This window comes from Amorphoplanes friuliensis DSM 7358 (genome assembly GCF_000494755.1).
GTDB lineage: Bacteria > Actinomycetota > Actinomycetes > Mycobacteriales > Micromonosporaceae > Actinoplanes > Actinoplanes friuliensis.
In genome coordinates this window covers 1,872,400-1,891,780 of record NC_022657.1, presented here as the reverse complement: position 1 = coordinate 1,891,780, position 19,381 = coordinate 1,872,400, and the positions used below count along the sequence as shown (strand labels likewise).

The 19,381-nt window shown below is 71.8% G+C and carries 21 protein-coding genes; 12 read left to right on the top strand and 9 right to left on the bottom strand.

From position 1 onward, the window contains the following. Positions 1 to 42: 42 nt before the first annotated feature. From AFR_RS08810 to AFR_RS08800, 3 genes are all read right to left on the bottom strand, one after another. A complete protein-coding gene (locus tag AFR_RS08810) occupies positions 43 to 501 on the bottom strand; it encodes a SigE family RNA polymerase sigma factor (RefSeq protein ID WP_023359564.1) in 459 nt (152 codons plus the stop codon). A 47-nt stretch (positions 502 to 548) separates the two neighbouring features. Further along, the gene (locus tag AFR_RS08805) at positions 549 to 1,112 is read right to left on the bottom strand and encodes a TetR/AcrR family transcriptional regulator (RefSeq protein WP_023359563.1); all 564 of its coding nucleotides are present in this window, start codon (positions 1,110 to 1,112) and stop codon (positions 549 to 551) included. A gap of 107 nt (positions 1,113 to 1,219) precedes the next feature. Beyond that, positions 1,220 to 1,438: a hypothetical protein gene (locus tag AFR_RS08800; RefSeq protein WP_023359562.1), complete on the bottom strand. Its 219-nt coding sequence runs from the start codon at positions 1,436 to 1,438 to the stop codon at positions 1,220 to 1,222. 268 nt (positions 1,439 to 1,706) lie between these two features. Here AFR_RS08800 and AFR_RS08795 point away from each other — a divergent pair, with 268 nt between their 5' ends. The 5 genes from AFR_RS08795 to fabF all read left to right on the top strand — a co-directional run bounded on the left by AFR_RS08795 (position 1,707) and on the right by fabF (position 6,543). Then, positions 1,707 to 2,903: a PucR family transcriptional regulator gene (locus AFR_RS08795; protein ID WP_193786357.1), complete on the top strand. Its 1,197-nt coding sequence runs from the start codon at positions 1,707 to 1,709 to the stop codon at positions 2,901 to 2,903. 175 nt (positions 2,904 to 3,078) lie between these two features. Next, the gene (locus AFR_RS08790; RefSeq protein ID WP_023359560.1) at positions 3,079 to 4,038 is read left to right on the top strand and encodes an ACP S-malonyltransferase; all 960 of its coding nucleotides are present in this window, start codon (positions 3,079 to 3,081) and stop codon (positions 4,036 to 4,038) included. Positions 4,039 to 4,069: 31 nt separating this feature from the next. Next, positions 4,070 to 5,020, top strand: coding sequence for a beta-ketoacyl-ACP synthase III (locus tag AFR_RS08785; protein WP_023359559.1), 951 nt, complete (start codon positions 4,070 to 4,072; stop codon positions 5,018 to 5,020). A 52-nt stretch (positions 5,021 to 5,072) separates the two neighbouring features. Beyond that, on the top strand, positions 5,073 to 5,315 hold the full coding sequence (locus tag AFR_RS08780) for an acyl carrier protein (RefSeq protein ID WP_023359558.1): 243 nt from the start codon (positions 5,073 to 5,075) through the stop codon (positions 5,313 to 5,315). A gap of 1 nt (position 5,316) precedes the next feature. Beyond that, positions 5,317 to 6,543, top strand: a complete 1,227-nt coding sequence (gene fabF / locus AFR_RS08775) for a beta-ketoacyl-ACP synthase II (protein WP_023359557.1) — start codon at positions 5,317 to 5,319, stop codon at positions 6,541 to 6,543. Between the two features lie 46 nt (positions 6,544 to 6,589). Here fabF and AFR_RS08770 read toward each other — a convergent pair whose 3' ends face one another. Continuing rightward, on the bottom strand, positions 6,590 to 7,405 hold the full coding sequence (locus AFR_RS08770) for an NADP-dependent oxidoreductase (RefSeq protein ID WP_023359556.1): 816 nt from the start codon (positions 7,403 to 7,405) through the stop codon (positions 6,590 to 6,592). 122 nt (positions 7,406 to 7,527) lie between these two features. Here AFR_RS08770 and AFR_RS08765 point away from each other — a divergent pair, with 122 nt between their 5' ends. Further along, positions 7,528 to 8,442 carry an AraC family transcriptional regulator gene (locus AFR_RS08765; protein ID WP_023359555.1) on the top strand — a complete coding sequence of 305 codons (915 nt, stop codon included), beginning with the start codon at positions 7,528 to 7,530 and terminating at the stop codon, positions 8,440 to 8,442. Here AFR_RS08765 and AFR_RS08760 read toward each other — a convergent pair. Together AFR_RS08760 and AFR_RS08755 are read right to left on the bottom strand one after the other, a co-directional pair. Beyond that, positions 8,395 to 10,125: a glycoside hydrolase family 3 protein gene (locus tag AFR_RS08760; protein WP_438829925.1), complete on the bottom strand. Its 1,731-nt coding sequence runs from the start codon at positions 10,123 to 10,125 to the stop codon at positions 8,395 to 8,397. The genes AFR_RS08765 and AFR_RS08760 overlap by 48 nt on opposite strands. A 61-nt stretch (positions 10,126 to 10,186) precedes the next feature. Then, complete coding sequence (locus AFR_RS08755) at positions 10,187 to 10,678, bottom strand: DUF3145 domain-containing protein (RefSeq protein WP_023359553.1); 492 nt, start codon at positions 10,676 to 10,678, stop codon at positions 10,187 to 10,189. 265 nt (positions 10,679 to 10,943) lie between these two features. On the opposite strand from AFR_RS08755, the gene AFR_RS08750 reads away from it, so the two are divergent. Further along, positions 10,944 to 11,273, top strand: a complete 330-nt coding sequence (locus AFR_RS08750) for a hypothetical protein (protein WP_023359552.1) — start codon at positions 10,944 to 10,946, stop codon at positions 11,271 to 11,273. A 107-nt stretch (positions 11,274 to 11,380) separates the two neighbouring features. Here the strand turns inward: AFR_RS08750 and AFR_RS08745 are convergent, their stop codons facing one another. Continuing rightward, positions 11,381 to 12,019: a carbonic anhydrase gene (locus AFR_RS08745; protein ID WP_023359551.1), complete on the bottom strand. Its 639-nt coding sequence runs from the start codon at positions 12,017 to 12,019 to the stop codon at positions 11,381 to 11,383. 185 nt (positions 12,020 to 12,204) lie between these two features. Here AFR_RS08745 and AFR_RS08740 point away from each other — a divergent pair, with 185 nt between their 5' ends. Then, positions 12,205 to 13,149: an alpha/beta fold hydrolase gene (locus AFR_RS08740; RefSeq protein WP_023359550.1), complete on the top strand. Its 945-nt coding sequence runs from the start codon at positions 12,205 to 12,207 to the stop codon at positions 13,147 to 13,149. A 133-nt stretch (positions 13,150 to 13,282) separates the two neighbouring features. Next, complete coding sequence (locus AFR_RS08735) at positions 13,283 to 15,400, top strand: HelD family protein (protein WP_023359549.1); 2,118 nt, start codon at positions 13,283 to 13,285, stop codon at positions 15,398 to 15,400. Here the strand turns inward: AFR_RS08735 and AFR_RS08730 are convergent. Further along, complete coding sequence (locus AFR_RS08730) at positions 15,397 to 16,317, bottom strand: SMP-30/gluconolactonase/LRE family protein (RefSeq protein WP_023359548.1); 921 nt, start codon at positions 16,315 to 16,317, stop codon at positions 15,397 to 15,399. The two genes, AFR_RS08735 and AFR_RS08730, sit on opposite strands and share 4 nt — an antisense overlap. Before the next feature lie 133 nt (positions 16,318 to 16,450). Between AFR_RS08730 and AFR_RS08725 the strand changes: the two genes are divergently transcribed. The 3 genes from AFR_RS08725 to AFR_RS08715 are packed head-to-tail and all read left to right on the top strand — an operon-like array spanning position 16,451 to position 18,769. After that, on the top strand, positions 16,451 to 17,365 hold the full coding sequence (locus tag AFR_RS08725; protein ID WP_023359547.1) for a cation diffusion facilitator family transporter: 915 nt from the start codon (positions 16,451 to 16,453) through the stop codon (positions 17,363 to 17,365). Positions 17,366 to 17,418: 53 nt separating this feature from the next. After that, entirely contained in the window at positions 17,419 to 17,730 is a 312-nt protein-coding gene (locus tag AFR_RS08720; protein ID WP_023359546.1) for a hypothetical protein, read from the top strand. A 22-nt stretch (positions 17,731 to 17,752) separates the two neighbouring features. Then, positions 17,753 to 18,769 (top strand): methyltransferase, encoded by a 1,017-nt coding sequence (locus AFR_RS08715; RefSeq protein WP_041840711.1) that lies wholly within the window; start codon positions 17,753 to 17,755, stop codon positions 18,767 to 18,769. Here the strand turns inward: AFR_RS08715 and AFR_RS08710 are convergent. Next, a complete protein-coding gene (locus AFR_RS08710; RefSeq protein ID WP_041840710.1) occupies positions 18,759 to 19,334 on the bottom strand; it encodes a TetR/AcrR family transcriptional regulator in 576 nt (191 codons plus the stop codon). The genes AFR_RS08715 and AFR_RS08710 overlap by 11 nt on opposite strands. Positions 19,335 to 19,381 lie beyond the last annotated feature (47 nt).

Sequence of the window (19,381 nt, the reverse complement as noted above, 5' to 3'; positions counted from 1 at the left end):
CGGTCCGGAACGCGGCCGTGCCGGTGGGTTCCGGGTGGGTGGTCATCGCACGCCTGCTGTGCGGGCGGCGTTGAGGAGGGACTCGAAGGCGCCCAGGCCCTCGGCCTCGAAGGCGAGGACGCGGCTGTCGTCGAGGTCCAGGGCGTCGGCGGTCTCGTCGATGGCCAGGCCGCAGAAGTGCCGCAGCACCAGCACGGCGCGGCACCGGGGATGCAGGCCGTGCAGGGCGTCGAGGACCAGGACCGTGTGGAGGTCACCGCCGGTTGACGTGGCCGGGTCCGATGGGGCGACAAAAACGTGCTCACGGCGGCCTCGGGGTTTTTTGAAGGCCGACATCAGGTCCGCGTAGGACCACAGTTCCGGATCGGTGACGTCGAGTTCGGTGAGGACGCGGGCCAGGGTGGTGCGGGCGAGGTCGTCGGCGAGCGCCCAGTCGCCGCACATCAGGAACGCCGCGCGACGCAGGTGGAGGTAGCGCTCCGTAACGAACCCGTCGGACATACCTGTCTTTATAGGCCACCGCGGGGCACCCTGGACGGGGAACGGCGTCAGGCGACGCTAACGGTGACCTCCACCAGCCGGACCAGGTCGTCGAGGTCCGCGTCGAACTCCGCCGCGTCGTCGTCGTGCCCGGCGGCCTCGTCGGCGGGCAGCCCGCCGGTCACCTCGCCGACGGTGTAACCGAGCAGGAAGGCGCAGATCATCCTGGTCAGCCGGGGCACCTGCCCGTCCGGCACGCCCGCGTCGTGGAGGCACCCCCGCAGGGCCGCGGTCAGCCAGGACGCCGAGGCGCCGGCGGCCGGGCGGTTCAGGAGCAGGGGGTACGCGCCGGGGTGCGCCCGGGACAGCGCCCGCACCGCCCGGCCGAGCGCCCGCAGCCGCTGCCGCCAGTCGATGCCGGCCGGGTCCTCGCCGTACTCGCTGCCGAGTTCCAGGTGCAGCAGGTCGACGAGCCCGTCGAGCATCGCGTCCTTGCCACCCACGTACGGATAGAGCGCCATCGAGGTGAGGCCGACACGCTCGGCGACCGCGCGCATGGACATGGCACCGAGGCCGTGTTCGTCGACCAGTGCGAGGGCCTGGTCGAGGATGAGCCGTCTTTTGTCGTCCACCTGTTCACGGTGTCGGGAGGCGGCGCCGGGCGTCACGGAACGCGCTCGCCACACCGCAGCCGGTCACTCGATCGGGTGGGCCGGCCGCCGCGGAGATCAGTGGGAGATCAGCACCAGCGGCCCGGCGGGCGGCCGCGGCTGACCGCGCGCCGGCGCGGGCGGACCGCGCCGTGGAGGTGGGCGCCGGCCCAGCCGCGGAGCTCGGTGCGGCAGCCGACCCGGTGCGGGATGTCCCCGGCCGGCTCGTCGGCGGGCGGGGTGAGCGGTTCCTCGGCGGCCACCTGCTCCGCGTCGGCGCACAGCTGGCCGTCCTCGCGCTCCGTCATCCCTGCCTCCTTCCCCTGCCGGTCAGTTCGGTACCCGGACTCATCGGCACCGCGGTGCCCGTCATTACCCCTCCGGCGGGGCGAGTACGGGTCGCACTAGGACGACACCCTGCCAGGTCACCGACCGGAATCGCGGGGAAGGCGCACCGCTATTACGGACATATTTCCCAAAAGGTGCAGAACCGAGACACGCGCGTGACCGGGCGGAACGGTACAACCTCGAGGCCCGCCCCGACCACGGGAAAGCGGATCGTGACAGGCTGGACGCGTGGCACAGGCAGCAAAATCCGCAGGCGCGGCCAAGCGTCCGCCGCTGGCTGCCACCCTGCGCCGGGTCGAACGCCACGCGGGCGCCCTGGCCAGCTCCAGTGTGGCCCGCATGGACGAGACCCTGCCGTGGTTCCGCGCCCTGCCCGCCGACCAGCGTTCCTGGGTGATGCTCGTCGCCCAGGCCGGCGTCCGCTCGCTGGTCGAGTGGCTGCGGTCCGGCGGCACCGCGGCCGGCACGCAGGAGATCTCCGACGAGGTCTTCGCCGCCGCGCCGCGAGCCCTGGCCCGGTCCATCACGCTGACCCAGACCGTGCAGCTCATCAAGGTCACCATCGACGTGGCCGAGTCCGAGGTGGCCAACCTCGCCGCCGCGGGCGAGGAAGGTGCGCTCGCCGAGGCCATCCTCAAGTTCTCCCGGGAGATCGCCTTCTCCGCGGCACGGGTCTACGCCCGCGCCGCCGAGTCGCGGGGCGCGTGGGACTCCCGGCTGCAGGCGCTGCTGGTCGACGCCCTGCTGCGGGGCGACTCGTCCGACGTGCTGGCCAGCCGCGCCGCCGCGCTCGGCTGGGCGGACGCCCCGCCCGTGGCCGTCGTGGTCGGACGCTCCCCCGGCGGCGACATCACCGCCGTCCTGCACAGCGTCTACCGGGCCGCCCGGCGCGCCCGGGTCGAGGTCATCGGTGGTGTGCACGGCGACCGGCTCGTGGTTGTCATGGGCGGCGCCGCGGATCCGCTGGCCACGGCCGGGCAGCTGGCCGCCAGCTTCGGCGAGGGACCCATCGTGGTCGGGCCGGCCGTGCCGTCACTCGACCACGCCACCGAGTCGGCCCGCGCCGCCCTGGCCGGCTTCCGCGCCGCACCCGCCTGGCCCGGCGCCCCCAACCCCGTGGCCGCCGACGACCTGCTGCCGGAGCGTGCGCTGGCCGGCGACTCCGAGGCCCGGCGGGCGCTGCGTCACGACGCGTACGGCGCGGTGGTCCGGGCCGGTGGTGGACTGCTGGACACGCTGGACGCGTTCTTCGCCGCGGGCGGTGTGCTGGAGAGTGCGGCCCGCGAGCTCTTCGTGCACCCGAACACCGTGCGGTACAGGCTCAAACGGGTCGCCGAGGTGACCGGATTGTCCCCGCTGGACGGGCGTGACGCCTTTGCGCTGCGACTGGCGCTCGCCATCGGCCGGCTGGACCCTGCGAGCTAAATCACCCGTCCCACCAGCAACAAAACCGAGATCAACACCGGTTTACAGGTGCCGTGATTGCCTCGCTATCGGGACAAAACACGGGGGTACTTGTAGGAAAGTGACAACGCGGGTCGTAGGGTTTGGTCCCGTGCAGCAACCCCGGAACGTGCCTCCATCCGGAAGAGTCAGGACCGTGCTCGCCGTACTCTCGCCCGGCCAGGGCTCCCAGAAGCCCGGCTTCCTCTCCCCGTGGCTCGGCCTTCCCGGCGCCGAGGCGCGCCTGCGCTGGTGGTCGGCGCTCGCCGGGGTCGACCTGATCCACCTCGGCACCGAGGCCGGTGCCGACGAGATCAAGGACACCGCGCGCACCCAGCCCCTGCTCGTCGCCGCCGCCCTGCTCGCGGCCGAGCAGCTCCCGCTGCACAACGTCGACGTGGTTGCCGGTCACAGCGTCGGTGAGCTGGGCGCCGCAGCGATCGCCGGTGTGGTGCCGGCCGAGGCCGCCATCGCCCTCGCCGGTCTCCGCGGCCGCGAGATGGCCGCCGCCTGCGCCCTCGAACCCACCGGCATGAGCGCCGTCCTCGGTGGTGACGCCGACGAGGTGGTCGCCACGATCGAGCGCCACGGGCTCTTCCCGGCCAACCGCAACGGCGCCGGTCAGATCGTCGCCGCGGGCTCGCTCGACGGGCTCGCGAAGTTCGCCGCCGAGCCGCCGGCCAAGGCGCGGGTCATCACCCTCCAGGTCGCCGGCGCGTTCCACACACCGTTCATGGCTCCGGCCGAGCAGGCCCTGAGTGCCGTCGCCGGTGGTGTCACCGTCACCGACCCGTCCCGCGTCCTGTTGTCGAACCTGGACGGCACCGCGGTCGCCGACGGCGCGGAGATGCTGCAGCGCCTGGTCCGGCAGGTCACCGCCCCGGTCCGCTGGGACCTGGTGATGGGGACCCTGCGCGAGCTCGGTGTCACCGGCGTTCTCGAGCTGCCCCCGGCCGGCACCCTGGCCGGGCTGGTCAAGCGTGAGCTCAAGGGCGACGGCGCCCCCGAGATCGTCACGCTGAACACCCCGGACGACCTGGACGCCGCCCGCGACCTGATCGCCCGGCACGGCACCGCCGCCGGTCCGGCCGCCAGCACCAGCGGGCAGTCGCAGTGATCCAGTCCGTCGCGATCGAAGGAGCAACACGATGACCGCGGGTTCCCGCATCGTCGCGATGGGCCACTACCAGCCCTCGCGTGTAGTCACCAACGACGACCTCGCCAAGATCGTCGACACCAACGACGCCTGGATCCGGGACCGCGTCGGCATCGCCGAGCGCCGGGTCGCCGACGCCGAGTCGGTCGCCGACATGGCGACCTTCGCCGCCGAGAAGGCCCTGGCCGGCTCCGGCCTGTCCGCCGCCGACATCGACATGGTGGTGGTCGCGACGTGCTCGTCGATCGACCGCTGCCCGAACGTCGCCACCCGCGTCGCCGCCAAGCTCGGCATCAACGCCCCGGCGGCCATGGACCTCAACACCGCGTGCTCGGGCTTCTCGTACGCCCTGGGCACGGCCGACCACGCCATCCGCGCGGGTGCCAGCCGCAACGCCCTCGTCATCGGCGCGGAGAAGCTGTCCGACCTCACCGACTGGACCGACCGCACCACGGCGGTCCTGTTCGGTGACGGCGCCGGCGCGGCCGTGGTCTCCGCCGTTCCCGACGGCGAGCAGTCCGGCGTCGGGCCGGTGCTGTGGGGCTCGGCACCCGAGAAGGGCGACGTGCTCCGGATCGAGGGCTGGCAGCCGTACATCAAGCAGGAGGGCCAGAGTGTCTTCCGGTGGGCGACCACCGCGCTGGCGCCGTTCGCCCTGCAGGCCTGCGAGCGGGCCGGCGTCCGGCCGGAGGAGCTCGCGGCGTTCGTGCCGCACCAGGCCAACACCCGCATCATCGACGGCATCGTGAAGCGCCTGGGCCTCGGCCCGGACGTGGTCATCGCGAAGGACCTGGTCGAGTCCGGCAACACCTCCGCGGCAAGTGTGCCGCTGGCCCTGTCCAAGCTGGTCGAGCGGCGCGAGGTGCCCGCGGGCGCCCCCGTCCTGCTCTTCGGTTTCGGCGGCGGCCTCACCTACGCCGGACAGGTCATCCGCTGCCCGTAAGACGGCCGCAGTACTGTCCGGGAGTTTCCCACCATCGAGAGGAACCACCGCAATGGCAACCCGCGCTGAGATCACTTCCGGCCTCGCCGAGATCCTCGAGGAGGTCGCCGGGGTGAACCCGGACGACGTCGCCGAGGAGAAGTCCTTCACCGACGACCTGGACGTCGACTCGCTGTCCATGGTCGAGGTCGTGGTGGCCGCCGAGGAGAAGTTCGGCGTCAAGATCCCCGACAACGAGGTCCAGAACCTCAAGACCGTCGGCGACGCCGTGTCCTTCATCGAGGCGAATCACTGACATGAGCACCACAGACGTCGTCGTCACCGGGCTCGGCGCGACGACCCCGCTCGGCGGGGACGTCGCGTCCACCTGGGACGCCATGCTTGCCGGCCGCTCCGGGGTGAGGGCTCTCACCCAGGAGTGGGCCGCGCAGTTGCCTGTCCGCATCGCCGCCCATCTCGCGGTCGATCCCTCCGAGGTCATGGAACGCGTCAAGCTGCGCCGGCTCGACCGCTCGGAGTCGATCGCCCTGATCGCCGCGCACCAGGCCTGGAACGATTCCGGCCTCAAGGACTCGGGTCTCGACCCCGAGCGCCTCGCCGTCAGCTTCGGCAGCGGCATAGGGGGTGCGCAGACCCTGCTCAACCAGGACGACATCCTGGAGGCTTCCGGCCCGCGGCGGGTCAGCCCGCACACCGTGCCGATGCTGATGCCCAACGGCCCCGCCGCCTGGGTCGGTCTCGAGCTCGGCGCCCAGGCGGGCGTTCACTCGATGGCCAGCGCCTGCGCGACCGGCGCCGAGGCCCTCTCCCTGGGTCTGGACCTGATCCGCTCCGGCCGGGCCGACGTGGTCATGGCCGGTGGCACCGAGGCTGTGATCCACCCGCTGCCGATCGCCGGTTTTGCCTCGATGCGGGCGATGTCCACCCGCAACGACGAGCCCGAGAAGGCCTCCCGGCCGTGGGACAAGGGCCGCGACGGTTTTGTGCTCGGTGAGGGCGCCGGTGCGCTCGTGCTCGAGCGGGCCGACCACGCCGCCGCCCGCAGTGCCCGGGTCTACGCCCGGCTCGCCGGCGCCGGCATCACCTCGGACGGCTACGACATCGTGCAGCCGCACCCCGAGGGTCTGGGCGCGATCCGGGCCATCACCAAGGCGCTCGCCGACGCGGGGGTGTCGAAGTCCGACATCGTGCACGTCAACGCGCACGCCACGTCCACGCCGGTCGGTGACATGGCGGAGATCGCCGCGCTGCACGCCGCGATCGGTGATCACCCGGTCCTCACCTCGACCAAGTCGATGTCCGGGCACCTGCTCGGCGCGGCCGGGGCGCTGGAGTCGATCGCCACGATCCTGGCGATCCGCGACAGCGTGGTGCCGCCGACGATCAACCTGGACGACCCCGACGACGCCCTGTCGCTCGACGTGGCCGCCCACAAGCCCCGTCAGCTCGACATCCCGGCCGCCCTGAACAACTCGTTCGGCTTCGGTGGCCACAACGTCGCGCTGGTCTTCACCCGGGCGTAATTCCCCCAAGGACCTCATCGACGGCCGGACCGGTCGTCGATGAGGCCTACGGAACCGTCACCACGACCTTGCCGTGCAGGCCGCCCGACTCCGCCAGGCGGTGGAGTTCCGGCAGGTCGTTGAGGGTGCGACGGCCGGTGATGGTCAGCCGGAGTGCACCCTCGTCGACCATCTTGACCAGTGCGGACAGGTCGGCTGGGTCGTTGCGGACGACAAAGTGCCGCCCACCGGGCACCGGGGTCGCGACCGTGACGATGCGGGCGCCGGGCCGGGCGAGCGCCGGTAGGGCGGCTGCCGCCCCGGCGCTGATGGCCGCGCAGTTCAGCACCACATCGACCGGCTCGTCCACCGCGAGCGGACCGGCCGTGTAGTCGAGCAGCTGGTCGGCCTCGATCGCCGCCGCACTGCGCGGACTCGCCGTGGCGATCACGTGAGCACCGGCGTGGCGGGCGAGTTGCACCGCGAAGCCGCCGATGCCACCACCGGCGCCGTTGATCAGCACCCGCTCGCCCGGCGCGACCCGGGCGTGCTCGAACACCGCCTGCCAGGCCGTCATCCCCGCCAGCGGCAGCACCGCGGCGTCGGCGAGCGGCACGGTGGCCGGGGCGGGGACGAGGGCCGCAGCCGGCGCCACGGCATACTCAGCGGCCGCGCCGCCGTCCAGCATCGCCAGGACCGGGGCGCCGTCCACCGTGCCCGCCACGTCCCAGCCCAGCGTCAGGGGCAACTCGATCGGCAGCAGCGCGGCCAGGTAGCCCGCGCGCAGTGCTGCCTCCGTCGGGTTCATCGACGTTGCCACCACTCTGATCAGGACCTCGCCGGGGCCCGGGGCCGGGACGGGGACGTCCTCTGTGCGGATCACGCCTGGGTCGCCGTACGAATGGATGCGCGCAGCTCTCATGCCCACCGACGCTAAGCGGACCGGGCAGGACGACCTATGCTTCTGGGTCCCGGAAACCTTCGTGATCGTCTCGGGAGGTGCGCGTGGACGTGCTCAGCGACGTGCTGGCGGTGCTGCGGACCGGGCGGCCGCAGTCGATGCTGCTCGGGCACGACGCGCCGTGGGGGCAGGAGTTCGCCGAGGTGCCGGGTGCGATGGGCTTCCAGGTGATCCTGCGGGGCGAGTGCTGGCTGCTGCCCCCGGGCGGCTCCGAGCCGGTCCGCCTGTCGCCGGGTGACGTCGTCTTCCGTCCGCACGGTCGCGCACATGCCCTGGTCAGCGCGCCGGGCATCGTCCCGGAGCCGTGCTCGGCGCCGGTGGCACGGCCCGCCGGCCAGGAGATCGTCACGCTCTGCGGCGCTTACGAGATCGATCCGGTACGGACACACCCACTCGTCCACGATCTTCCGGAATGGATCCACCTGGCCCCGACCGACGAACTGCGATCGGCCGTGAGCCTGCTGACCGCCGAGCTGGAACAGCCCCGGCTGGGCACCGGCGCCGCGGTGCCCGCGCTGCTCGAGATGCTCCTGCTCTACCTGCTCCGCTGCTGGTACGCCGGACAGCCCGCCGCCACCACCGGCTGGGTCGCCGCCCTCAACGACCCGGTGACCAGCGCCGCGCTGCACGCCATGCACGAGCAGCCGGGCGAACCGTGGACGGTGGCGTCCCTCGCGGCCCGGGCGGGACTGTCACGGGCGCCGTTCGCCCGGCGTTTCACGGCGCTGGTGGGCCGGCCGCCGCTCGGTTATCTGACCTGGTGGCGGATGACCGTGGCGGCGCGGCTGCTGCGTTCGTCGGACGCGACCGTGGCCACGGTCGCCCACCGGGTGGGTTACGCGTCCGAGTTCGCCTTCGCGACGGCCTTCCGCCGGCACCACGGCACGGCGCCGGGCCGCTACCGCCGCGGTCTACTTGCCGCAGGCGCTGCGCGGGAGCTTGTCGACCGCGACCGGTGACTTTCCCGGCGCCTTGGCTTTCCCGGCGAGGACGTTGGCCAGGGCGGTCAGCGCCAGCGGGCTCGACGAGTAGGTCGCGAGCAGCACCGGCGACCGCGAACCGGCCAGCAGGTACGGCGTGTCCATGACGACCGTCACCGCCGCGTCCATGCTGAGGTCGGTCTGCCGGTCGCCGTACCCGACGAGGTGCACAACCGTGCCTCCCGCGGCCTGGACCTTGACGCCCGTGTCCTGCAACGCCTTGACCAGCGCGATCCGCGCCGCCTCGCGCCCACCGGAGGCGGTGACGGTGACCGGTCCGGTGACCAGTGGCCCGGTGCACGAGCCCTTGAGCAGGGTGATCGCCGCCGCGTCGGCGTCGTAGACGGCCTTTTGGTGCGCAGCGGAGCCGATGGTGTCGAGCGCGGGCTGCTGCTTGGCGGCATTGCGGTATTTCAGGGTGAGGACCCGGGTGACCGCCTCGACGAGCCGCTCGCGTTTCAGCGTGCCGTCCTTGAGCGCGGCCAGGATGCCGTCGCGGGCGCCGGCCAGGTTCGGGGGCATGAGGAGCATGTCGTTGCCCGCGTTCAGGGCCCGGACCGCGGCCTCGCCCGGGGGCCACTTCATGGCCGGCGGCATGTTCATGGCGTCGGTGATCGCCACACCGGTGAACTTCAGGTCGGTCCGGAGCAGATCCGTCATGATCTTGCGGGAGAAGGTGGCGGCGACACCCTTGTCGAGCGCCTCGACGTCGAGGTGGCCGGACATGACCACACCGGCGCCGGCGTTGATGCCCGCGCCGAACGGGGGCCGGTCCTCCTCGGTCCACTTCTGCAGCGACTGGCGGACGATGGGCAGGTCGTCGTGGCTGTCGCCGGTCGTGTGCCCGTGTCCCGGGAAGTGCTTGAGGGCCGCCGAGATGCCGGCGCCCTGGATGCCCCGGACGGCCGCCTGGACCTGGGCGGCGTTCGCCTTCGGGTCGGCGCCGAAGGAGCGGGAGCCGATCACCGAGCTGCCCTGCGACCCGAGGGTGTCGGCCACCGGCGCGAAGTCGAGGTTGATACCCATCGCGGCCAGTTCCCCGCCCGCGGCACGCCAGGCGCCCTCGGTCAGGTCCGGCTTGCCGGCGGCACCGAGGGTCATCGCGGACGGCAGCAGCGTCACGCCCTCCTTGACGCGCGTGACCACGCCGTACTCCTGGTCGGTGCCGATCAGGAGCGGCGCCGCGCCGGGGAGCTGGGTGGCGGCCTGCTGCAGCCCGTCGGTCAGCGCCCGGACCTGCTTCGGGTTCTCCACGTTGGTCGCCGGGTTGGTGGCGCCGGTCGGGTCGTCGGGTGTGAAGCCGACCAGGATCAGGCCGCCGAGCCGGAACTTCGTGATCATCTCGGCCGGGGTGTTCACCCCGGCGAGGTTCTGGTTGCCCGCGGCGGCGGCCTTGTCGACCCGGTCGGCCGCGTCGCCGTAGGCGTAGGGCATCAGCACCTGACCGGCCAGGTCGGCGTCGGTGAAGGTCTTGACCGCCTCCCGCGCCCGCAGAGCCGGATCACCGGCCGGGCTCGGCGGCACGCTCACCGACGGTGCCACGCTCGCCGCCTGCGGCGCCGCCGGGCTGGGTGCCGTCCCGGGCTGCGGGGGCGCGTCACTGCCGCACCCCACGAGCAGAGCCAGGGGTACGGCGGCAGCAACGCGGAGAGCCCTTTTCACGGCCGCCATTGGATCAGCTCCCGACACCATCGACAAACCGGCGCCGGTGCGGAGTGACCTCTTACCCCACGCGCGTCAGCAGCGTCACCGGCGCACCGTCCCCGGCATAGCGGTACGGCTCGAGCTCAGCATCCCACGCGGTGCCCAGGGCCTTCTCCAGGGCGTGCGAAAGCGCCTCGGGAGCTTTGGCCGAGGACATGATCGCCCGCAGCCGGTCCTCACCGATCTGGATGTCACCGGACGCCCCGATGGTGCCGCGGAACAGCCCGCGACCGGGGACGTGCATGAACCGCTCCCCGTCGACGCCGGGACTCGGTTCCTCGGTGACCTCGAAACGAATCATGGGCCACTGCCGGAGGGCAGCAGCGAGCTCCGCGCCGGTCCCGGGGCGTCCGGTCCAACTGCACTCGGACCGCCGCAGGCCGGGGTCGACCGGCTGTGCAGTCCAGTGCAGATTGACCGCCGCTGTCAGGACGCGCGCGATCGCCCACTCGACGTGCTGGCACACGGCGAGTGGGGTCGAGTGGACGTATACGACGCCACACGTTGGCACGGTGACCTCCCGGAGACCGAGGTGCGTCTTCCCCTACGACCTCGACCGCGGTTGATCGTGCTCCATGATGCCGGGTGGTACGGATGGTGCGCCAGAGAAACCGCAATATCGACATGTGAATGGCCGTAGTGGCACACCTGGCCTAACGGTCCGACCTGCTCCGGCGGTGCGGCCAAACAGCGGTCGTGTAGGCTTGGTGCGGCATTTTCTGCCACCAAACTTGCGTTGAAACATCAGCCGAGAATCATCAGCTAGGAGTACCGCCGTGGCAGCCAACACCTCAAAGACCGCCCGCGCTTCAGTCCGCGCCGGCCAGGCCGGTCAGGGCGGCGCCCTGAGCGTCCTCGGCGAGTTCAAGTACCTGATTCCGCTGGCCCAGGGCCGTTTTGCGTACGTCCGGAACCTGACCAACGGCAAGACCCACCACCTCCGGACCGACTCGGACGCCTTCGTCGAGGAGATCCGCACCCTCGCCGCCGCCGGCCACGGTGCCAAGATCCGGGCCGAGATCGCCGGGCTCGACCAGTCGTTCCCGCAGGACGGCTGGGGCACGACCGAGAAGCGTCTCGTGGACGCGGGCGTCTTCGAGAGCTGAGCACCACCTCTGCGCACAAGGCGCTCCCCGGGCGATGATCGTCCCGGGGAGCGCCTTTGTGCAGCTGATGAAGATCACGACAACTTGATCAGGTGGAGCGGACGGGCTCAGGTGAGCAGCTCGACCAGACCGGTGTCGAGGTCGTAGACGGCGCCGGCCACGGCGACCTCACCGGAGGCCACGGCCGCGGGGACACCCGTCACGTCACGCATCCGCCGCACCGTCCGCGCCACGTGCGCGCGCATGGCCTTGGCGTTGACCTCCGGGTCGTCCAGACCGACGGAGTTGACGGCGGGGGCGATCTCGTCGACCAGGTAGCCCACGTCACCCTCGGGGCGCTCCCCGTCGCGCAGCGCCTTGACGGTCGCGTCGACCGCGCCGCAGCGCACGTGCCCCAGCACCATGATCAGCGGCACCCGGAGCGCCTCGACGGCAAAACCCACCGATCCGAGCACTGCACGGTCGACGACGTGCCCACCCGAGCGGACCACGCAGATCGAGCCGAAGGTCTGGTCGAAGATCGCCTCGAGCGGCACACGGGAGTCGATGCAGCCCAGCACCACGGCGTGCGGCACCTGGCCGCCCGACGCCGCGGCGGCCGCCGAGACCTCGTGACCGTGCTCGGGAAGGCCGCTGACAAAGCGGCGGTTGCCCGCGATCAATTCCGCCAGCGCGTCGGCCGGCCGCGCGATCCGGGCCGGAGCCGTCGTCGTTCCGGCCTGGTCAGCAGGTGAAGAGCCCGTCATGAGACTGATTCTCTACGAGCGGCGGGACCTGAACAGAGGGTGCGAGCTACATCACCTCGGCCGTCCGTCGGCGCTGAACGACCGTTCAGCGCAAGATCGGTGTGACGGATGGCATATTCGGCCGGTACGCGTGATGCTTATTACCCGTGGGTACAACGGGGGCCGTGCGACTCACGGAGGTGCCCATGTCCGACCGTTCGGAGGTCACGCTTCCCGACGGCGTCCGGCTGCACGTCGAGACCAGCGGGCCGGCGGACGCGCCGGTGACCGTGGTGCTCCTGCACGGCTGGTGCCTCGACCGCCGCACCTGGCACTACCAGCGGCAGGCGCTCGAGGGCGCCGATGCGCGGGTGATCGCGTACGACGCCCGGGGTCACGGGCGCTCGTCGGCGACACGGCTGCGCTCGGCCACGCTGGGCCAGCTCGGCGACGACCTGGCCGAAGTCATCCGCGAGTGCGCCCCCGCGGGCCCGGTCGTGCTGGTCGGCCACTCCCTGGGCGGCATGACGATCATGGAGTACGCCGACTCGCACCCAGAGGAGTTCGCCGACCGCGTCGCCGGCCTGGTCTTCGTGTCGACGACGGCCGAGGGCGCCTCGCACACCTGTTACGGGCTGCCCAGCGCGCTCACCCCGATCCTGCGGACGGCCGAGCAGGCGGGTGCCGGCCTGCTCGCCCGGCTCGGAGCGTGGCGCCCGCACGCGGCCCTGCTGCCCGCCTTGCGCCCGACCGTGCGCTGGCTGCTCTTCGGTGACTCGTACCGCGCCGGTGACCTCGAGACGACGATGTCGGCGTTCGGCCGCGCGTCGCTGCGCTCGATCGGTGGCTTCCGCGCCTCGGTCGGCGCCCAGCAGCGGCTGGAGACGCTGGCCGCGCTGGGTGACGTGCCGGCCGCCGCCCTGGTCGGTGACCGGGACAGGCTGACACCGCCGCCGTGCGCGGAGTCGATCGCCGACGCTCTTCCGGGCACCAAGCTGACGATCTTCGAGGACGCCGGTCACATGCTGATGATGGAACGCGCCGACGAGGTCTCCGCCGCGGTGCTGGCCGTGACGGAACGTGCCGTGCAGGACATGTCCGGCCGCCGGCGGGCCCGCGCGCGTCGCACCGGTTACGACCAGGCCGCCTGAAACCGCTGGTCGGGCCGCTCCGGGCGTGCCGACGTCGACGGGGACACCGGAACAGGAGTAGGTTCGATTGCCCCCTGGCGACGGTGCCGGGGCGGCGTCAGCAGTGACAGCACCAGCGGGGAGCACACCGGACTTGAGCGACGCCACCGTCCTGCAGCAGGAGATCGCGGTCGAGCAGGAGCACGTCGACCGGGTCTACGCCCGGCTCGCCGACCTCCGCCAGGACGCGTCCCGGGCCGAGAAGGAGGGCTACCAGCTGGCCGGGGTGGGCACCTTCGGTGCCCTCGTCGAGCGTGACGCGATGGTCTACCACCGCGCCCGGCGCCGCCATGCCCTCGACGCCGAATACGAGGGCCTGGTCTTCGGCCGCCTCGACCTGAACACCGGCGCGGTCCACTACGTCGGCCGCATGGGCATCCGGGACGAGAATTCCCAGTCGCTCGTCGTGGACTGGCGGGCGCCCGCCGCGGCCGCGTTCTACCGGGCGACCCCGGCCGACCCGCTGGGGGTGATCCGGCGCCGGATGATCCAGTCGGCCCGTGAGCGGGTCACCAACATCGAGGACGACCTGCTCGACCCCGAGGCCGCGCCCGACGACATGCGGGTGGTCGGCGACGGTGCGCTGCTGGCCAGCCTGTCCAAGGCCACCGGCACCGGCATGCGCGACATCGTGGCGACCATCCAGCGCGAGCAGGACGACGCGATCCGCTCCCCCGCCTCGGGCGTGACGATCGTGACCGGCGGTCCCGGCACCGGCAAGACCGCGGTGGCGCTGCACCGGGCGGCGTACCTGCTCTATGCCGACCGCAGCCGGTTCGCCGGTGGCGGCATCCTGGTGGTCGGCCCGTCGGGGGTGTTCGTCAACTACATCGCGACGGTGCTGCCGTCGCTGGGCGAGGACACCGCGACGCTGCGCTCCCTCGGCTCGCTGGTCGTGGGCTACGACGCCGTCCGGACCGACCCGACCGACGTGGCGGCGCTCAAGGGCTCGCTGCGGATCCGCCGGGTGCTCGAGCGGGCCTCGCACGACGCCGTGCCGGGCGGCCCGACCGAGCTGAAGCTGCTCTACCGCGGTGCCCTGCTGCGCCTGGACAACAACGAGCTCGAGCGGGTCCGGCGCAAGGCCCTGCAGCGCGGCGCCCGGCGCAACGAGGTCCGCGGTGTCGGCTTCGACCGGCTCTTCGACGCGCTCTGGGCCCAGGCCAAGGGCTCGGTCCGCAACCTGCCCGAGAAGCGCGAGTTCGAGGCCGAGCTGGCCGACCGCACCGACTTCCGCGACTTCCTGCGCGCCTGGTGGCCCCGGCTCACCCCGATGCGGGTGCTGCGCTGGATGGCCGAGCCGGCACGGCTGCGGGCGTACGCGAACGGTCTGCTCTCGCGCGACGAGATCGCGCTGTTGCAGGGGTCTTTCGACGACCTGGCCGAGCACGGCCCGACGATCGCCGACGTGGCGCTGCTCGACGAGCTGGACGAGCTGCTGGGCCGGCCCCGGCAGGCGCAGAAGAAGTCGGGCAACCCGTTCCACGTCCGCGACGGGGTGCAGGAGGTCAGCACCTTCTCCGACCGGCAGGCCGCGACGCGCGCGCAGGTCGTCCGCGAGGAGGACTACCGCGACTACGCCCACGTGGTCGTCGACGAGGCGCAGGACGTGACACCCATGCAGTGGCGGATGATCGGCCGCCGCGGGCAGTACGCGTCCTGGACCGTGGTCGGTGACCCGGCACAGACGGCCTGGTCCGGGGACGTGGACGAGCTGGACCGCTCGCGGGACCGCGCGCTGGGCTCGCGGCGCCGCAACACCTATTCGCTGACCACCAACTACCGGAACTCGTCGGAGATCTTCGCGGTGGCCGCGCGGGTCATCCGGACGATCATGCCGGACCTGCCGCTGCCGTCGGCCGTGCGCAGCACCGGTGTCGAGCCGGTCGACCTGGTCGTCGGCGCCGCGCAGCTGCCCGACGCGGTGCGCGAGTCCGCCGAGAAGCACCTCTCCGACGTCGACGGCACGATCGGTGTGATCACGCCGGTGGAACGCCGCGACGAGATGGCGCAGTGGGTGGCCGGGCTCCCCGAGCGGGTCCAGGTCGTCACCGCGCTGCAGGCCAAGGGCATGGAGTACGACGCGGTCGTCCTGGTCGAGCCGGCCGAGATCGCGACGGACGCCAGCGGCACCCGCACGCTGTACGTGGCCCTGTCGCGGGCCACCCAGCGCCTCACGACGGTGGGGACCCGCGACTGGACCAACCGCTAGGGCCGCGCCACGGCGACTGCCGTGTAGGGCGTGGTCGGGGTCGGCGTCGTGGTGAAGCGGGCGTTCGGCAGGTAGAAACGCTTGCCGTACTCCGCGATGGTGGTCGGCACGTCGAAACGCGGGTCGGTCGTCCGGCTGACGACCGTGCCCTTGGTGGCGTGCTTGTCGAGCTGGATCCGGGCGATCACGTTGAGGCGGTTCTGCACGACGTAGAGGGTGCTGCCGCGCAGCCACAGGCCGTCGCCGTTGAGCACGTTCTCGCCGCCGAGGTCGATCTCGGTGGTCACGCCGGAGTAGGAGCTCTTGAAGAGCTTGCCGGTGTTGGACTGCACGATGATCAGGCCTCGGCCGTCGGGCGTGGCCGTGATGCCGTTGGCGTTGTTGCCGGTCTGGTAGGTGATGGCGCCGGTCAGCGGCACCCGGGTCGCCTCGGCGGGCAGCTTGCCGTGGCGGCCCAGCGGCAGCTTGAAGAGCACCGGGTTCGCCGAGTCGGTGTACCAGGCGGCGCCGCCGGTGAGGATCACGTCGTTGATGAACGCCGTACCGGTCTGCAGGGTGTAGGACTTCAGCACCTTGCCGCTGCCGGCGTCGAGCACCCGGGCGTCGCCGCCGTTGCCACCGGCGACGAAGAGCCGGCCGCGGTTGTCGAGCTTGAGGCCCAGCGACGGGGTGCCGGGGCCCTGGCTGATCACCTTGCCGCGGCCGCTGCCGAGGCTGACGCGGTAGATGTCACCGTCGACGCGGGAGCCGAAGTACGCGTACGGGGCCTTGCCGATCGCGATGCCCTCGGGCTGGAAGCCGTCGGGCAGCTGGATCGTGGTCGGTGCGGGAGCGCGGTGCGAGGCCTCGGCCGGGGCCGCACCCACGACGACCGCAAGAGCGGTCGCGGTGACGATCGCGAGAGTACGTCTGGACACAGGTGTTTCCTTCCAGGCGGGTTCGGTTGTCGCCTCTCTGTACCCCGGTAATGGCATTCGAGTTCAAGTTGCATACATAGCGATGTGAACATACATTGGCCAAGGCTTGGCGCGGCGACGGAAGGTAGGGCTCATGGGAGCCGGGCACGACCACGGAGGCCAGGCGCTGCGCGCGGGCGAGCGACACCGGTCCCGCCTCTGGTGGGCACTGGGGCTGCTGGCCGCGTTCATGCTGGTCGAGGCGGTCGCCGCCCTCATGACCGGGTCGCTGGCGCTGCTCTCCGACGCGGGGCACATGTTCACCGACGTGCTGGGCATCGGGATGGCCCTCGCCGCGATCACCGCGGCCGGGCGGGCCGCCACCGACTCGCAGCGCACCTTCGGGCTCTACCGCCTCGAAGTGCTCGCAGCGCTCGGCAACGCCCTGCTTCTCACCGGTGTCGCGATCTACGTGCTCATCGAGGCGCTGCGCCGCTTCTCCGATCCCCCGGACGTCCCGGCCGGCGCGATGCTGGTCGTCGCCGTCGGTGGCCTGATCGTCAACATCGTCGCGTTCCTGATGCTGCGCTCGGGCGCCAAGGAGAGCATCAACGTGCGCGGCGCGTACCTCGAAGTGGTCGGTGACCTGCTCGGCTCGGTCGGCGTCATCATCGCGGCGGGCATCATCGCGGTCACCGGCTGGTCGTACGCCGACCCGATCGTCGCCGTGATCGTGGCGCTGATGATCCTGCCGCGCACCTTCGCCCTCGGGCGTTCGGCGGTGCGGATCCTGGTCCAGGCCGCCCCGAAGCACCTCGACGTGGCGGTGGTGCGCGACCGGCTCGCCGCCGTGCCGGGTGTCTGCGACGTCCACGACCTGCACGTCTGGACGCTCACCTCGGGCATGGACGTCGCCTCGGCGCACCTGAGCCTGGAGCCCGCCGCCGAGCTCGGCGCGGTGCTGGCCACGGCCCGCGAGACCCTGCACGAGGAGTTCGACATCGACCACGCGACACTCCAGGTCGAACCCGTCACAGCCGGCGGATCCTGCACCCCGGCAGGCTGGTAGCAACCCGCGCGAAGCCCCACGGGCACGGCTTTGAGCTGCCTAGACTCGCGTTCATGGCAGCCGTCATCCATCAGCCCAAGATCGCCTTCGACGGGGCGCGCGCCTTTGTCCGCGCCGCCGGCACCCCGGCCTACGACGCCCTCGCCACCCAGATGCTCAGCCGGCTCGGCACCGACTGGTACGGCGAACTCGCGAACACCCGTCAGCGCCTGCTCACCGCCTCGGTCGAGAGCAGCGACAACGACCGGTTCACGGCCGACACCGAGACGAGCAAGTGGCGCGTACGCCTCGAGGACCTCCTGCGCCGCCGCCCGGACCTGGCGACGGCCGTCCGGGAGCTGACCGAGGCGGTTTCCGCCCGGTAGGTCCATTTGCGAAGATCGACGGATGTTGACGCCGACGCCCCTCATGGATCTTGTCACCGGCTTCTGGAGCTTCAAGACGTTCGCCGCGGCGGTCGAGCTGGATCTCTTCAGCCGGCTCGCGGACGGCCGCGCGTTGACCGTTGCCGAGGCCGAACAGGAGCTGGGACTTCCGGAACGACCCGCCGACCTGTTGCTGACCGCCTGCGCATCACTGGGGCTCCTGGAACGCGCCGGTGACGGCTACCGCAACTCCGCCCTGGCCGAGGAGTTCCTGGTCCGGGGGCGGCCCTACTACTTCGGCGGCCAGGTCAGCTACTGCGACCAGCGCACCTACCTGCCGTGGCACCGCGTCGGCGAGGCGCTGCGCACCGACCGGCCACTGACCTGGGACCCGGCGACCCAGGAGTCCATGTTCACCACCGCGGACCCGCAACTGCTGGCGACGTTCTGGGAGGCGATGTACTCCACGTCGATCTTCACCGCGCGGGCGCTGGCGGGTGCGGTCGACCTGGGCGCACACCGGCGACTGCTCGACGTGGGTGGCGGCTCAGGGGCGTACCCGATCGAACTCTGCCGGTTGAACCCCGGCCTGACGGCGACGGTCCTGGATCTCCCCCACGTCTGCGAGATCGCCGCAGGCAAGATCGAGCTGGCCGGGCTCGGCGACCGGATCACGGCAACACCGGGGAACTTCCTCACCGACGCGGCCCTGCCCGGGGGTCACGACGTGCTGCTGTTCAGCATGATCCTGCACGACTGGGACGAACCGACCAACCGCGAGCTGCTGGCCAAGGCTTACGCGGCTCTGCCGGCCGGCGGCCTGGTGATCATCTCGGAGCTGCTGCTCGACGCCGACCGCACCGGACCGGCGCCGGCCGCCCTGATGGGCATGAACATGCTGGTGGAGACGGTCGGCGGCCGCAACTACTCCGACGCGGAATACGCCGGCTGGCTCACCGGCGCCGGCTTCACGCAGATCCGGACGGTCCGCTTCGACGCACCCGGCGCCAACGGCGTGGTGCTGGGCATCAAGCAGTAAGGATCGTCTCGAAGACGAGGGCGAAGAACGCCTCGACGGACTCCCCCGACCGGCTCGCGCGGGCGCCGAGCAACGTCCCCTCCCAGGCGTTCAGGATGAACCGCGCGGTCCGGCCGGGGTCCAGCCCGGCCCGGACGGTGCCGTCGCGCTGGGCCTCGGTGATCGCCGCCGCGAGCCCCGCCGCCCACCGGTCGAAACCCGTGTCCACCTCGGCCCGGACCAGCTCGCTGTGGTCGGCGATCTCGGCGGCGAAGTTGCCGTAGAGGCAGCCCCGCGTGAAACCCCGTGCCGTCTGCTGCGTGGCGACGAACTCGAAGTGCGCCCGCACCCGGGCCACCGGCGGCACGGAGGTGTCCGCGAGCAGTTCGAAGCCCTGCGTCGCGGCATAACGGTGGAGGGCCTCGACCGCCATGGCCTCCTTGCTGGGGAAATGATTGTAAAAAGACCCCTTCGGTACGCCCGCAGCGTCGGTGATGTCCTTGACCCCGGCCGCGCTGTAACCCCGGGTGTGGAAGCGCTCGAGTGCCGCGTCGCCGATCTCTTCCCGCATGCTCCGCCTACCCATACCCGGGAATATGGTCGGTCGTCTTGCCGTCGTCAACGTGACGTGGC